General features: G+C 50.6%; 12 protein-coding genes. 3 read left to right on the plus strand and 9 right to left on the minus strand.

The window, feature by feature from the left end; translation table 11 throughout:
• Positions 1-2: 2 nt before the first annotated feature.
• A complete protein-coding gene (gene uvrC / locus AC0J5I_RS01250; RefSeq protein WP_475302485.1) occupies positions 3-1,787 on the plus strand; it encodes an excinuclease ABC subunit UvrC in 1,785 nt (594 codons plus the stop codon).
• A gap of 138 nt (positions 1,788-1,925) precedes the next feature.
• Entirely contained in the window at positions 1,926-2,777 is an 852-nt protein-coding gene (locus tag AC0J5I_RS01255; RefSeq protein ID WP_475302489.1) for a DegV family protein, read from the plus strand.
• A gap of 66 nt (positions 2,778-2,843) precedes the next feature.
• Here the strand turns inward: AC0J5I_RS01255 and AC0J5I_RS01260 are convergent, their stop codons facing one another.
• From AC0J5I_RS01260 to ypfJ, 5 genes are all read right to left on the minus strand, one after another.
• Positions 2,844-3,347, minus strand: coding sequence for an AbrB family transcriptional regulator (locus tag AC0J5I_RS01260; protein ID WP_086985711.1), 504 nt, complete (start codon positions 3,345-3,347; stop codon positions 2,844-2,846).
• A 345-nt stretch (positions 3,348-3,692) separates the two neighbouring features.
• Entirely contained in the window at positions 3,693-5,693 is a 2,001-nt protein-coding gene (locus AC0J5I_RS01265; RefSeq protein WP_475302493.1) for an HIRAN domain-containing protein, read from the minus strand.
• Between the two features lie 170 nt (positions 5,694-5,863).
• On the minus strand, positions 5,864-7,054 hold the full coding sequence (locus tag AC0J5I_RS01270; RefSeq protein ID WP_475302497.1) for an iron-containing alcohol dehydrogenase: 1,191 nt from the start codon (positions 7,052-7,054) through the stop codon (positions 5,864-5,866).
• A gap of 336 nt (positions 7,055-7,390) precedes the next feature.
• On the minus strand, positions 7,391-9,604 hold the full coding sequence (locus AC0J5I_RS01275) for a heavy metal translocating P-type ATPase (RefSeq protein ID WP_475302501.1): 2,214 nt from the start codon (positions 9,602-9,604) through the stop codon (positions 7,391-7,393).
• 197 nt (positions 9,605-9,801) lie between these two features.
• Positions 9,802-10,683 carry a KPN_02809 family neutral zinc metallopeptidase gene (gene ypfJ / locus AC0J5I_RS01280; RefSeq protein WP_475302506.1) on the minus strand — a complete coding sequence of 294 codons (882 nt, stop codon included), beginning with the start codon at positions 10,681-10,683 and terminating at the stop codon, positions 9,802-9,804.
• A gap of 491 nt (positions 10,684-11,174) precedes the next feature.
• On the opposite strand from ypfJ, the gene AC0J5I_RS01285 reads away from it, so the two are divergent.
• Complete coding sequence (locus tag AC0J5I_RS01285) at positions 11,175-11,918, plus strand: SDR family NAD(P)-dependent oxidoreductase (RefSeq protein ID WP_475302510.1); 744 nt, start codon at positions 11,175-11,177, stop codon at positions 11,916-11,918.
• Between the two features lie 85 nt (positions 11,919-12,003).
• Here the strand turns inward: AC0J5I_RS01285 and AC0J5I_RS01290 are convergent, their stop codons facing one another.
• The 4 genes from AC0J5I_RS01290 to AC0J5I_RS01305 all read right to left on the minus strand — a co-directional run bounded on the left by AC0J5I_RS01290 (position 12,004) and on the right by AC0J5I_RS01305 (position 14,669).
• Positions 12,004-12,753 (minus strand): hydrolase, encoded by a 750-nt coding sequence (locus tag AC0J5I_RS01290; RefSeq protein WP_475302513.1) that lies wholly within the window; start codon positions 12,751-12,753, stop codon positions 12,004-12,006.
• 46 nt (positions 12,754-12,799) lie between these two features.
• Positions 12,800-13,627: a DUF975 family protein gene (locus AC0J5I_RS01295; RefSeq protein ID WP_159072172.1), complete on the minus strand. Its 828-nt coding sequence runs from the start codon at positions 13,625-13,627 to the stop codon at positions 12,800-12,802.
• 107 nt (positions 13,628-13,734) lie between these two features.
• Positions 13,735-14,118 (minus strand): zinc ribbon domain-containing protein, encoded by a 384-nt coding sequence (locus AC0J5I_RS01300; protein WP_475302519.1) that lies wholly within the window; start codon positions 14,116-14,118, stop codon positions 13,735-13,737.
• The gene (locus AC0J5I_RS01305) at positions 14,118-14,669 is read right to left on the minus strand and encodes an O-acetyl-ADP-ribose deacetylase (protein WP_475302522.1); all 552 of its coding nucleotides are present in this window, start codon (positions 14,667-14,669) and stop codon (positions 14,118-14,120) included. The genes AC0J5I_RS01300 and AC0J5I_RS01305 overlap by 1 nt, the downstream gene beginning before the upstream one ends.
• Between the last annotated feature and the right edge of the window lie 45 nt (positions 14,670-14,714).

Raw genomic sequence — 14,714 nt, forward strand, 5'->3', positions numbered from 1 at the left:
GGATGAGCAGAGAAGAAATTAACCAAAAATTGGCGTTGCTGCCCGACTTGCCCGGCTGCTACATTATGCGGGACAAGGATGACGAAATCATCTACATCGGCAAGGCCAAAAATTTGAAGAACCGCGTGAAATCCTACTTCCACAGCAAGCACGAAGGCAAGACGCAGCTGTTGGTCGCGGACATCGACCGTTTCGAAACGATCGTCACCAAAACGAACAAGGAATCGCTGTTGCTGGAGATCAACCTGATCAAGCGTTACCAGCCCAAATACAACATCAAGCTGAAGCAAGGGACGATGTATCCTTATCTGAAGGTCACGAACGAAAAGGATCCTCAGCTCATCATCACTTCGACGGTCGAGGATGACGGTGGCCTCTACTTCGGCCCCTATCCGCACGTCTACGCGGCGACTGAGACGCAGGAGTTCATCCAGAAGATCTACCCGTTGCGCAAGTGCGCCAAGAATTCCAAGCGCGCCTGTCTTTATTACCATTTGGGCCAATGCATCGGCTGCTGCGACCACGAGGTGTCGAAAGAGGAATACGATGCCCAAATCAAACGCATTGCCGCTTTCCTGAACGGCGAAGTCAAGGAGATCAAAAAGGATCTGCGGGAAAAAATGCACCGCGCCGCCGACATCCTGAACTTCGAACAGGCTGCCGATTACCGTGATCAGATCAGCTACATTGAAGCGACCGTCGAAAAACAAACGGTCATGTCCCGGGACTACACGAACCGCGACGTCTTTGCTTTCCATATGGACAAAGGCTGGCTGTCGATCCAGGTCTTCCTACTGCGCAGATCCTCGATCATCAAACGTGAGGCCGCCCTTTTCCCTTGCTACGATACGCCGGAGGAAGAGCTGGCTTCCTTCATTATGCAGTTCTATCAGGATCCCAATCACATCCTGCCGCAGGAGGTCCTCGTACCGAAAGGCGTCGACACGGAGCTGCTGCAGGAAGCACTCGGAACGAAAGTGCACACCCCTGTCCGCGGCAGCAAGCGCAGCATCCTTGAACTGGCAATCACGAACAGCGAGTTGGCATTGACTGAGAAGTTCATGCTGATCGAGCGTGACACCCACAAGACGGTCGGCGCCATCCAGGAACTTTCCGAGGCGCTCGGCATCGAATATCTAGAGATTATCGAGTCATTCGACCATTCGAACATCCAAGGAACAAATCCGGTCTCCGCGATGGTCGTTTACAGGGACGGCAAGCCTGAGCGCAAAAACTACCGGAAATACAAGGTCAAAACGGTCGAAGGCAGCAATGAATTCGCGACGACGCAGGAAGTCATCCGCCGCCGCTACAGCCGGTTGCTGCGCGAAGGACGTGCCATGCCGGACTTGATCCTGATGGATGGCGGAAAAGTCCAGGTGCATGCCGCCAAGGAGGTGCTTGAGGACGAACTCGGACTGGACATCCCGGTGGCGGGCATGGTCAAGGACACGAAGCACAAGACCTCCTCGCTCATCTTCGGCGAGAAGGATGAAATCGTAGAACTCAGTCCGAACAGCCAAGCCTTCCATCTCGTGCAGCGGATCCAGGAAGAGGTCCACCGCTTCGCAATCACCTTCCATCGCCAAGTGCGCGCCAAGAACAGCATCTCTTCGCAATTGGATGAGATCGAAGGCGTCGGACCGAAAACCCGCACGAAGATCCTGAAGCATTTCAAGACGATGAAGAACATCCGTGAAGCCAGCTATGAAGATTTCAAGGCGTTGGGTATCCCGGAGAAGACTGCGCTACTGATCAAGGAGGAGCTCGGCGAACTGAACGATTGAGCCTGGATTTTAGCAGAGGCTCGGCTCCTCTCGGGGAACCCTCGCGCCGAAATTTTCCAACCATCCGAAACGTGCTATACTGTTGAGTGGACCACGGAATATCCCGTGATAGAACTCGCGCTGGAGGAGGCGTTTATTATGAAAATATTTACCGATAGTGCTTGTGATCTGGCTTATGACTATCTGCAGGAAAATGATGTGGAAGTATTCCCGTTGACCACTCTGCTGGATACCGGCGAATACGAAGATATGATCGAAATCCAAGCCGATAAAGTCTATGAAATGATCGCGCGCGGCGGTCATCCGAAAACGAGCCAAGTGTCCTTGGAAAAATTCCATTCCGGTTTCCGGAAAGCGGCTGAAGCCGGTGAATCGGGCATCTACATTTCCCTTTCCGCCAAGCTGTCCGGCACTTACCAAGCAGCCTTTCTGGCTTACCAGCAACTGAAAGAGGAGTTTCCGGATTTTGATCTGCGTTTGGTCGACTCCATGAGCGCCTCCGTAGGTGAAGGCTTGTCCGTCGTTGAAGCAATCGAAATGCGCGAGGCCGGCTTCACTTTGGATGAAATTGAATCGCGTGTCCGTTTTACAGCTGCAAACGTCGTGTCTCTGTTTACGGTCAAGGATCTGAATTATCTTGCCGAAGGCGGCCGACTTTCGAAATCCAGCGCCTTTTTGGGGGGATTGCTGAATATCCAACCTTTGCTTGAAGTGATGAACGGCGAACTGATCCCCGTCGAAAAACTCCGTGGGCGCAAAAAAGTCATGAACCGGATGTACGAACGCTTGCGCGATGAGGCTGAGATGATACAGGAACAGAATGTCTTCCTCTGCCACAGCGACGATCCCGAAGCCATCGAAGAGATGCGCCAATACATCGAAGAACATTTCCATCCGCGCCGCATCTATGTGAACACAATCGGTTCCACGATCAGTTCGCATACCGGACTTGGGACACTGGGATTGTTCTTCCTGAAGAAATACGAATAACAGCAATTGTAAAAAACAGTGAGGCGGAGAATCCGATTCGGATTTTCCGCTCCACTGTTTTTTTGCTTATTTATTGATGTACGTGCTGATGATCCGGACAAAGATGGGCATCAACAGAATGACCGAGAACAGCCGTACGAGATGGATGGAGGAGACTATGATCGTGTCCGCCTCAAAAGCCGCCGCGAGGATAGTCATATCCGTCAACCCACCCGGTGATGTCCCTAGCAATGCCGTGATCAAATCGATTCCGGCCACTTTATGCAGGATATAGCCTGCAATCACCCCGACCGTCAACAAAATAAGCACGGAAGTGACGGCAGGGAAAAACACCTGTTTCATTTCGGCCAAGCTGCTCTTCGTGAAGTTCATGCCGATCGTCCCACCGATTATGATTTGGCCGATGATCTTCAGATTGGCCGGCATATAGCCCATCTGCGAAAAATAATTGTAGATTGCGACCGCGACTAGCGAGCCGATCATTCCACCAGCCGGTACACGGAAACGGATCCCAGCCCAGCCTCCGATGAATGCCACGATCAATGTACCCAATAGTTTCCCAAAATTCATATATTTATGCCCCTTTATGTCAAATTAACGCTCTCTTCCCATTTTCGACTTTCCGGCGAAATAGTCAAGTTCATTTCCGCGCAAAAAGAGGAACACCCTGTTCTTTCGGTGTTCCTCTTTTCCTTACATAAAGCAATTTATAAAATTATTCAAACCAAAAGAGCATCACCGCAGGTGTTTCACAGGATTGCAAAATGTTTCATGCAGTCCAAGCCGTTGGCTAGCTTCACGGGTTAGCCCTTCGGAAATTAGATAAATCTGACCCATTGCGCTCTACGATGCTCATTCAGGGCCAGATTTCCTAAATTTCTTTCAGGGCTGAACGAACCCGTTCAGCTTTTATTCTTATTCGTATTTCTTTTTCTTGGGCGGTGGGAACGGCAGGATGATGCCTTGGCCCTGCTCGGTCGGCTGCGCCTGGAAAAAGGTCCGTTTCAGAACGATGGTGATTTTCGGCCGTTCCATCTCGACTGTCGGCGATTCCAAGATCGCGTAAAGGCGCTCTTCGGCATCCAACAAATTGGCCAGAACTGCATTCTCCGACCGTGGCACATAACCCAACATGTAGCCGGCTTGCGTCGCAACGGCGATGGCATTCGCGTCGTAGGCATTATCGGTCTCGCGGACGAGCTGAAGTAGGTCCCCCGGTTTCAGGAAATCGGCGGCTCCGCTCAGCTCATGGAACTGTGTGCCGGCGATATACGTATGCAGTAATTCCTTATCCGTATGGGCATGGCTCAATGGCGGCTGCTTTACCTTCAAATAGCGACTTTCTTTTTGGTTCTTCAGATTTTCCGGCTGCAACAGTCTGTCGATTTGCCGCTTCAGTTTGATGTTCGGCTCTTTTTCAAGGGCAACCTGGAGTTCATGTTCCACCTGGTCGGACCATTTTTTTCTGTGTTGTTGCAGTACTTGGACTGCTTTTTTGCGCACGCCGGCATGGCGGTAATGGATGCCGCGGATGCACCAGGCTTCATTGTATTTGCGTTTCTCGCTCATCACTTCGAACAGGCGCAGCAACCATTCGTCGGCGCGCATCAGATCCGTAACGCTCGGATTTTCCGGCTCTTCTGTTTCCAAAGGGAGCGCATAAAGATCCGGGTTCAGGATCGCTTCGAGGTATTCGCAGACATCGTCGAAATAGAATTCGGGATTGATTTTCAGGAAGAAATCGAGCATGTTGAATCCCAAAGGTTGCCGACTCAGCACTTCCATGAAGGCCGGAAAATCGGGATGCATGTTCAGATAGACGAGCGCTCTCATGATCAGGCTATCCGATTCCTGAGGGGCAGAAATTTCTTGATACACGATATGGCGCCATTTGGGCTGATGCAGGAAACTTTCGACTTTATGCACCAGCTTTTCGTAGCGGGCGATGCGGGTATCCCACATGGTTTTGGTGCGACGGTATTTCGTCTCATTTTGACTGATGAAATCGTAATCCTGCTGCCAAAAGTCGACTACCTGATACCAGATGCTGACGAGCGCGCCCAGATCGATGAAGCTTGCCGCATAGTCGCGCTTGTCGATGAACTTATACAGGAAATCCAACTGGGCATCAATGGTCACGCTATCATTGTTGTAGTCCGCATAACAGATCAGATAGGCGAAATCCGTGAAATTGGCGGCCGTGATCTCCGTCTTTTTGAAATAGGCGCGCATGTCCGTTTTCTGAATGCAGAGATTGGTATAGATGTTGGCTAGGAAATCGCTCTTGATGCCTTCATGCAGCATCCAGTGCTGCTGTTCCCAGGTAACCGGCTTCAGCAGGAACATGGCCGCTAGCTTCCCGTAACCGACCGTGTGCTTGGCCAATTCGAAGATGAAATTGTTCTGCAGAGGGAAAACGAACTGGATGCTCTCGAGCACGTACAAGCTGTACTCGCTGTGGTAACCCAGTGTGCGCATGATCTGTTTGGTCGTATCATATGGAAAGAAACCCAAAAGGATGATGCCCAATTTCACCTGCTCCGGATCGGTGCCGCTGCGGGCCAGCCGCATGCCGAGGTGATAAAGACGTTCCCGCGCTCCCGATTCCGCTTCCAAAGTTATCCGCACCCTTTCGCGCAATTCCAGGAAATAACTGCAGATCGGATAATGCTCCAGGAAATGGCGCAGGACAGGATCTGTCAGGATCGCTTCTTCTTTGTTGACAAGGTCCTTCAGGATGCCGCAGCACTCCTTCGCCAAGTCCTCTTTCCGCCAAAAAGGGATCCCTTCGGAAGCAAGGACATAAAGCACATCTTTTTGCCCAGCCGTCCGCTCATCCTGAAATCGATAAGGCAGGCCCGGCTGTTCTTCCCGCAAACGGCAAATTGTATCGAAAATGCTCTGGTTATTCTCCAATTGGCAACCCTTCTTTCCCATTGACTCCGATGCTCTCTTACTTCAATATTACCATATATTATAGAGTGTCACTATATTAGTTTTAAAAATTATTAAATTAACAGGAGCAAAATGTACAAAAAAACTCCCCAGTTATAGGGAGTCCGTTGTGATAAAATATAAACAATATTTTAAAGTGCAGCCGTGTAGACGGCTCTTGCATCCTCTGTAGTAAAATCACCGCGCTCGGAAATGTTCTCTTTCTTGTGGCGGACGAGCGCTTCGACAAGACCCGGAATGTCGGTTTCATCCAACTCGACATCGGAGAAACGGATCGGTGCGCCAAGACTGGCAAAGAAGTCTTCGGTCTTTTTGATCGCCAAATCGATTTTTTCTTCATCGGTCAGATTGGATTCGCTGCGGATATCCCACACGCGTTCCGCATATTGAAGCAGTTTATCCCATTTCTGTTGCTTGCGGACTTTCATCATAGCTGGAAGGACAATCGATAAAGTGCGGGCGTGATCGATCCCAAACGCCAACGTCATCTCATGGCCCAGTTGATGCGTAGCCCAATCCTGGGGAACACCTGGGGAAATGAAACGATTCAGCGCATTCGTCGCTGTCCACATGAAATTGGCGCGCGTCGCATAGTCGTGGTTGTCCTCATCGACTACGTCCGGGCCTATTTCAATCAATGTTTGTAGCAACCCTTCCGCCCAACGGTCCTGCACTTTTGCGTCAACCGGATACGTCAGATAGGCCTCCATCACATGGATAAAGGAATCGATGACACCGTTCGCCAGTTGGCGTTTCGGTAATGTGTAGGTCGCTTCCGGTTCAAGGATGGAGAATTGTGGATAAGTATGTGGACTGGCGAAACTGATCTTCGCTTGCTTTTCCACAAAGGTGACAACCGAATTGTTGTTCATTTCCGATGCAGTGGCAGGCAACGTCAATACTGTACCGAAAGGCAGTGCTTGTGTGACCGGCAGTCCCTGGCCTACGCCGCTGCCGAACATATCGACAGGATCACCCGCGAAGACCGCAGCGGCCGCAACGAATTTCACGCCGTCGATGACGCTGCCGCCGCCGACTGCCAACAAGTAGTCATAGCCTTCCGCTTTGATCTTGTCGACTGCTTGTATCAGCGTTTCGTAGGTCGGATTCGCCTCGATGCCGCCGAATTCAGCCCACTCACGGTTGCCCAAGGCTTCGACAACGCGGTCGAAAGTGCCGAACTTCTTGACGCTGCCGCCGCCGTACAAAATCAGCACTTTTGCGTCTTTCGGGATCAAATCATTGATGCGCTTGATCTGGTCTTTGCCGAAAACTATTTTTGTAGGATTTTGAAACTCAAAATTACGGATTCCGTTTTCCAATCTCATCACTCACTTTTCGTTTTTTATTCTTTTTTCATTGTAGCACAGCCGTGTGGATAATCCGCTTAGGAAGCTTTAAGGTATGTGGCGGACGCCAGCGTCCACGTCAGTTCGCCTGAACTCCGGGGAACGTGGGCCTCGCCGGAGGACAGAAGCGCAGCTAAGACCCCAACTCCGATGAAGGAAGCCTCCCCGGAGTTCAGCCAAATCTTATTCGCACTACATTCGGTCAGCCATGCGCTCATCGGAGCTGACGCTCGTTTGCAACGCGGTGCTCCAATGAGCGCCGGAGCAGACAAAAAATAGGGACCGCTGGCGGCCCCCACATACTAACGATTATTTTTTCAGGATGCGGATGCTGTTGAGGACAGCCAACACGGTCACGCCGACATCGGCGAAGACCGCTTCCCACATTGTAGCGATGCCGAACGCACCGAGAACCAGAAACACCCCTTTGACCGACATTGCAAAAATGATGTTCTGCCAGACGATTTTACGTGTTTCTTCAGCCACGGTGATTGCGGTCAAAATCTTCGATGGCTGATCGTCCATGATGACAATGTCGGCCGCTTCGATGGCGGCGTCGGATCCCAATCCGCCCATCGCCATCCCGATATCGGAACGGGCCAGCACCGGCGTATCGTTGATGCCGTCGCCCACGAAGATGACTTTTTCGCCTTTGCGTTTGCTCGCCAACACTTCCTCCAGCTTCGTCACTTTGTCCTGCGGAAGCAGTTCCGCGTGGACTTCATCGATGCCGATTTCTTTGGCGACTGCTTCGCCTACCGCACGGGAATCCCCGGTCAGCATGATGGTGCGGATGCCTCTCGCCTTCAATCCGGCGATAGTGGCCTTCGCATCAGCTTTGATGGCATCAGCAATCAGGATGTAGCCGGCATAGTGTTTATCCACAGCGATATACACAACCGTCCCGGTTTCAGGAGCCGGGGCATGGATGATGCCGAATTTCTCCAACAGTTTGGCATTACCGACCAATATCTCTTGCTCATCGACAACGACCTGCAAACCCTGCCCTGGGATATCATTTGTGGTGCCAATCCGCTCTTCAGCTATCGCTTTGACGTAGGCCTCCTTGATGGAATCGGCAATCGGATGGCTGGAATGCAGTTCTGCATAGGCCGCCAGTTCCAGCAATCGATTCTCCGTCAACTCGCCGGCGCTTTCGATCTTGGTTACGGCGAACTTGCCTTCCGTCAACGTTCCGGTCTTGTCCATCACGACCGTTTTGACATCATTCAGACCTTCGAGGAAGTTGCTCCCTTTGACGAGGATGCCTTTGCGTGAGGCCGAGCCGATGCCGCCGAAGAAACCGACCGGAATCGAAACGACCAAAGCGCAAGGACACGAGATGACCAGAAAAATGCTGGCCCGGTAAAGCCATTCATTGAAGCTTTCGCCCGGGATGACGATCGGCGGTACGACCGCCAGCATAACGGCCGCGATGACGACAACTGGCGTGTAATAGCGGGCGAATTTGGTGATGAAGTTTTCCGTCGGCGCTTTTCGGCCGCTGGCGTTCTGCACCAAATCCAAAATCTTGACGACGGTGGACTCAGCAAACAGCTTTTCGACTGCGACTTCGATGACCCCGTTTTTGTTGATGAACCCGCTCAGGATGTTGTCGCCGACTTTCACGCCACGCGGTACCGATTCGCCGGTCAACGCCGAGGTGTCGACAGCGGAGGTTCCACTCACTACTTTCCCGTCCAACGGAACTTTTTCACCAGGGCGAATCAGGATGATGTCGCCGATTTTGACAGTTTCCGGTGCCACTTTTTCGATACCGGCTGCTGTTTTCACGTTTGCGTAATCAGGTCGGATGTCCATCAGTTCGGCGATGGAACGGCGGGACTTGTCGACAGCGATGTCCTGGAAAAGTTCCCCCAGCTGATAGAACAGCATCACAGCTACCGCTTCTGGATACTCCTGAATGTAGAAAGCGCTCAGAGTTGCAATCGTCATAAGAAAGTTTTCGTCGAACAATTGGCCGTTCTTGATGTTCAAGAGCGCGCTCCAAACGATGTCATAGCCCGCAACCATGTACGCAGTCACAAACAAGATCAGCGAAATCGTTCCGCTGACCGGGGCGAAAATCGCCGCCAACAAGATTCCAAAGCCTACAACCAATCGGATGACGGCTTTCCGGATTTCGTCCTTACCCCCTTCGCCGTGCGCATGCGTGTGTTCATGTGCAGCATCCTGGTCGTGATGTTCGTGCCCGTTTGTGGATAAGTCATCTTGGGGATGTTTCAATCCTATCGGAAACCCATCCACTCCAATAGGTGCGCCGCTTTTTTTCAGAGTCGGATGGATATCCGGCTCAAGTACACTGAGTTTTTGTTTCACTTTCGGTAAAATATCCGCCTCTTGATCCCCTTCGATTTCGATCCGCAGAGTCTTCGTCATGAAGTTCACATTGCTTTCGAGTATCCCTTCTATTTTCGCGATGCCAGCCTCAACTTTGCTGGCGCAATTGGCGCAATCCAATTCGTCCAAATACCATTCAATCTGCTTTACTTTCTCGGACATCTCATCACTCCTTAGCCCTAAGTATTCGTATTATTTATCCGAAAACGGAATGATTCCGCATTACATATGATTAACTGTTCATGTGTTAGTTATATTATAATCCTACAGACTGCTTGTGTCAATCGGATGGAAGTACATTGAATGCCCCCAAAAAAAGCCTGCCGCAGCGCGACAGGCTCAACTAAATTCTTCATAAATTAAAGTTCATCATATCCGATATTGAACGTATCTCCGCCGCTCAGGTTGCCGATTTCGAAACCTTTCGTGAACCAGCGCATGCGTTGCTCGGAAGTACCGTGCGTAAAGCTGTCGGGTACGACATAGCCTTGGTTCTCTTTCTGCAAGGTATCATCCCCTACAGCATGTGCTGCTGTTAAGGCTTCCTCGAAGTCGCCTTCCTCAAGGACGCCCTGCTCCTGGACATAATTTGCCCAGACACCGGCCAGGTAATCGGCCTGCAGTTCCAACCGCACATTCAGCTCATTGTATTCCGTTTCGCTTAACTGATTACGACTGCTTTGCACCTGATCCATAATGCCTAGCAAATTCTGGACATGATGTCCGACCTCATGAGCGACGACATAGGCCATCGCAAAGTCGCCGGACGCGCCATACTCTTGCGAAAGCTGATCGTAGAAACTCAAGTCGATGTATAATTTTTGATCGGCCGGACAGTAGAACGGTCCGACTTGTGAACCAGCTACACCGCAAGCAGATTGCACCTGTCCGCTGAACAGCACCAGTGTCGGTTCGACATATTCCATATTGTTGTTGGCAAATTCTTGTGTCCAGGCATCTTCAGTATAGGCCAATACAACGGATACAAATTCTGCCATCTCGTCCTCGGTCTTGTTGCTCGTTTCAGTGACACCTGTCTGTGGCGTTTCAGTCGGCGTGCTGCCGCCACCGCCAAACAGGTCTCCCCCTCCGAACAGGGCAATGATGATCATGATGATTATCCCAAAAATCCCGCCGCCTGCCATACCGCTCACGCCTAGTCCGCCGCCACCCGTCGAAAAGCCGCCACTGCCGCGTCGATCTTCCACGTTGGAACTTCTTCTTCCACCCTTCCATTTCATACGAATACCTCCAATATTCTATTTTTCACATCGCTGGCTCTGGTTCTGCCAACCTCACCCAGACAATCCGAAAATCGTTTTCATTTCATACCCTTATTATATATTATTGGCCGATAATTTAAAAAAAATACACCTGAGTCAAGTCTGTCTCGGCTCACTTCCGTTGATTGGCTGAAGCACTTGAATCCAGACAAGTCCCACTGATTCCTATCATGATTACACGCATATTGATCAAATTATTCCATTGTCGGCATAAAGGACATTTGTTCATTTTCTGTTCAAATGTTTAAATATGCCTAAACGGGCGTTAATAATGCAATGTTCACACCCACTCACGAATTTTGTGGAAGCACTTCATTTGTGAATAGATAAATATGCTGCAATAATATTGATTCCGATTCATTATAGGATTAACATGATTGTAAGCCTATACAAGTTATCCCAAACAATTAGGGAGCGGCAAAACAAAGAATCCAAAGGAGCTATCTACAATGGGTAAATTAGACAACAAAGTAGCAATCATCACAGGAGCAGCACAAGGGATGGGTGCCATGCACGCACGCAAATTCGCGGAGGAAGGCGCCAAAGTAGTCGTGACCGACATCAATGAAGAGGCCGGACAGGCTTTGGCTGAGGAAATCGGCGAAAATGCCGTCTTCATGAAGCTTGACGTCTCAAAATCAGCCAATTGGGAAGAGGTCATTGCATTGACCGAGGAAAAATTCGGTCCGGTTACGGTGCTCGTCAACAATGCCGGCGTCGGCATCTTCAAAACATTGGATCAATTGACGGAAGCGGATTTCCGTTTGACATTTGAAATCGACGAACTGGGCGTGTTCCTGGGCATGAAAACTGTCGTGTCTTCCATGAAAAAAGCGGGTGTCGGCTCGATCGTCAACATTTCCTCTGTTGACGGATTGGTCAGTGCGCCTACCGCCATCGCCTACAGCGCGTCCAAACACGCAGTCACTGGGATGACAAAGGGAGCTGCTGCTGAACTTGGCCCGTTCAACATTCGCGTGAATTCCGTCCACCCAGGCATCATCGAAACACCGATGGCTGAACAGGGTGATGTCTATGAATACATCAAACAATTGGAAAAGGACATTCCTTTGAGACGGACCGCTAAACCGGAAGAAGTCTCCAATCTGGTCATCTACCTTGCATCCGATGATTCGAGCTACTCGACCGGCTCGCAATTCGTCGTCGACGGCGGTATGATTTCCGACTTGTAGTATTCTTTCTCATGACACCAAAAAAAAAACGCGCAAACAGTTGCCGGGACAGTCCCGGCCGCTGCTTGTGCGTTTTTTCAACAGGTTAATCTCTGTGATCTTCCAAGTCTTCGACTTCTTCGATCGTCATGCCTTGGTGCTCCTGCATGTAGCGCTCGCGCTCTTTGTTGCGGTACTTGTCCATCTTGCGGCGGAACAATTCGCCGTTGGAGGGAGGCGTCCAGCTGATGGCATTGGCTCCGGCGTTGATCGCATCGAGAATCGTTTCATCCGTCGGTCCGCCCGTCGCGATGATCGGAACATCTGGGAAATTTTCCCGGATGCGGCTCACGATGTAGGCCGTATCCTTCCCGCCGCTGACGTTCAGAATATCAACTCCGGCATCCAACCGTTCCTGAATATCCATGTATTCCGTCACGATCGTACAGACGATCGGGATATCCACGGTTTCCTCGATTTGTCTGATGGTATCGATCGGTGTCGGCGCATTGACGACGACAGCCAAGGACCCCTGCGCCTCCGAAAACAAAGAGATGTTGGCACTGCGTTTGCCTTGGGTTGTCCCCCCTCCGACACCGGAAAGGATCGGAATGGTTGAGACATTGGCAATGCTTTGGATAACCGCCGGATGCGGGGTAAATGGATAAACCGCGATGACGGCATCCGCATCGTTATTCAGGATAATAGCAATATCCGTCGTAAAGATCAGGGATTTGATTCGTTTTCCAAAAATCCGGATTCCTGAACAGTTCCGGATCACGCCCGGGACTTGCACTGTATCACTGCGCAAATCGGTTGTGATGCTTGGTGCTTCTCTTTTTATTCTTTGCTCCATTATTTCGCTCCTTCTCTGAAAATTTAGTTAATAAGATATGGGCCGATCAGCCGATAATGAGATTTTCTTCCTTCAGAACTTCGGAATAGAAGACCGCGCGCGCAGCTTTCCTTCTCGGTTCAACGATGAAGGTCAGGATGCCGAAGATGGCGAACGCCGCCAACATCAAGCCAATCAACAAAAGCAGTTGGTAAAGCAAGGCATCGGGATCAGCGGTCGCAGATCCGGCATACATGTTGAAAGCGGCTATTCCGACACCCATGAACAACGCGACAGGAATCAGGTAGATGACAAAATAAGTCAGATCCAGTTGGAAAAGTCTCATCTTCTTGCCTTTCATGAAGGATTCGCTTTGTCTCAGGATGTCCGTCGTTTTCATATCCGGATTATCGAAGTAAATGAAGTTCGATAATGCCAGAGCGTAAAGCTTCATGATGCCAGGTATGATGAGCAACACGGACCATAGAATGACATAGATAGCCTGCAGCGCCAGAACGCCAAGCGTCTTAAACAACTGATTTTCAAATGGTTTCAGCAGATGGCCTGACGAAAGCGGCGTACCGTCCAGCATGTCCAGGTACCCCCATTCGTTCCCCATCTGCATGGAGCCGATAATCAGCGCCACGATGATCGAAAGGACCACATTCAGGGTCGTTTGGAAAGGTGAGGATTGCATCGAGAAGACGGAATCCCAATTCGGCAAGGTTTCCCCTGTCATCTGCATGTTCAACGCGCTTTCGCCCGTCAGCGTTCTGACTACCGATTGCATGGTACTATTCGCGATCGTGATAAGGATCAGGTTGATGACCGCCATTTTATAATTGCCGCGTAAATATTCTCTGGCCGTGGATCTGATTTCTTTATTCGTTAACATATAATTATGACCACCCCTTACAATTTTCGATAGTGATAGTATACCATAATTGGACATTTTGCAACGCTTACAGATAATCGTCTTTCATTTATTTCCTGGACAATTCCTTAACGATCCATTTCATCCACTTTCACTCCGCAATTCGGACAAAAATGTGCGCCCTGAGGATAGGAGGCACCGCAGTTGGGACAGCTACTTTCAAGCGGTTCGCCAGTCTGATACATTTGCAGATCGCTGTCGCGGATCGAGACCGTTTCTTTCCGTTCAATCGCTTTGCCTACATGCGGATCCAGCAGATACCATGTGTCGCAACAGGTTGTGCGGACGAGGTACTTTTTCCCGAAGGTGATGACCGGGATGAAAAATAGGCGGAAGCGATTGCCCACGAGATAGACCTCATAGCGTCCAAAATGACCGCAACGGCTACAGGTGATGGTCTGGTTGTATTCAAGTTGCTTTCGGAATGGCAATACGTCAAAAAATAAAAACATCAGTCAGTTCCCCTTTCAAATTCTTCGAATGCCTGCTCATAGGCGTACACTGTCGCATCGTCAAAGCAGACAAAGGTTATTTCTGTGATGTCGGATTCCGGCTGATTTTCCAGATATTTCAGAACGGTACCGACAGCGATTGCGGTCGCCTGTTCCAGCGGAAAGCCGTAAATGCCGGTGCTGATCGCCGGAAAGGCAAGCGTCCGGATTCCATGGGCATCGGCCAATTCCAGCGATTTTTGGTAGCACGAGGCCAGCAAATCAGCTTCACCATGCATTCCGCCTCGCCAAATCGGACCGACCGTATGGATGACATGAGCCGCTTTGAGCCGGAAGCCGGGTGTGAGCTTCGCCTCACCGGTAGGGCACCCGTTCAAAAGACGGCAGGCGGCCAACAATTCCGGACCGGCGGCACGATGGATGGCGCCGTCGACTCCCCCACCGCCGAGCAGACTCTCATTGGCGGCATTTACGACGGCATAGACTTCGCAACGGGTGATGTCGCCTTTCGCCAAGAATAATGTTGTTTGATTGAACTGCAATCTGTTCATTCCGATTCCTCCCTCAAAACCTGTTCAGTCCGGACATCTCAACAC

It is taken from the genome of Trichococcus sp. TS_SC_9, from assembly GCF_056156325.1.

Coding starts and splice junctions, on each gene's coding strand:
- uvrC (WP_475302485.1), top strand. CDS start 3: ATGAGCAGAGAAGAAATTAACCAAAAATTGGCGTTGCTGCCCGACTTG.
- AC0J5I_RS01255 (WP_475302489.1), top strand. CDS start 1,926: ATGAAAATATTTACCGATAGTGCTTGTGATCTGGCTTATGACTATCTG.
- AC0J5I_RS01260 (WP_086985711.1), bottom strand. CDS start 3,347: ATGAATTTTGGGAAACTATTGGGTACATTGATCGTGGCATTCATCGGA.
- AC0J5I_RS01275 (WP_475302501.1), bottom strand. CDS start 9,604: ATGTCCGAGAAAGTAAAGCAGATTGAATGGTATTTGGACGAATTGGAT.
- ypfJ (WP_475302506.1), bottom strand. CDS start 10,683: ATGAAATGGAAGGGTGGAAGAAGAAGTTCCAACGTGGAAGATCGACGC.
- AC0J5I_RS01285 (WP_475302510.1), top strand. CDS start 11,175: ATGGGTAAATTAGACAACAAAGTAGCAATCATCACAGGAGCAGCACAA.
- AC0J5I_RS01290 (WP_475302513.1), bottom strand. CDS start 12,753: ATGGAGCAAAGAATAAAAAGAGAAGCACCAAGCATCACAACCGATTTG.
- AC0J5I_RS01295 (WP_159072172.1), bottom strand. CDS start 13,627: ATGTTAACGAATAAAGAAATCAGATCCACGGCCAGAGAATATTTACGC.
- AC0J5I_RS01300 (WP_475302519.1), bottom strand. CDS start 14,118: ATGTTTTTATTTTTTGACGTATTGCCATTCCGAAAGCAACTTGAATAC.
- AC0J5I_RS01305 (WP_475302522.1), bottom strand. CDS start 14,669: ATGAACAGATTGCAGTTCAATCAAACAACATTATTCTTGGCGAAAGGC.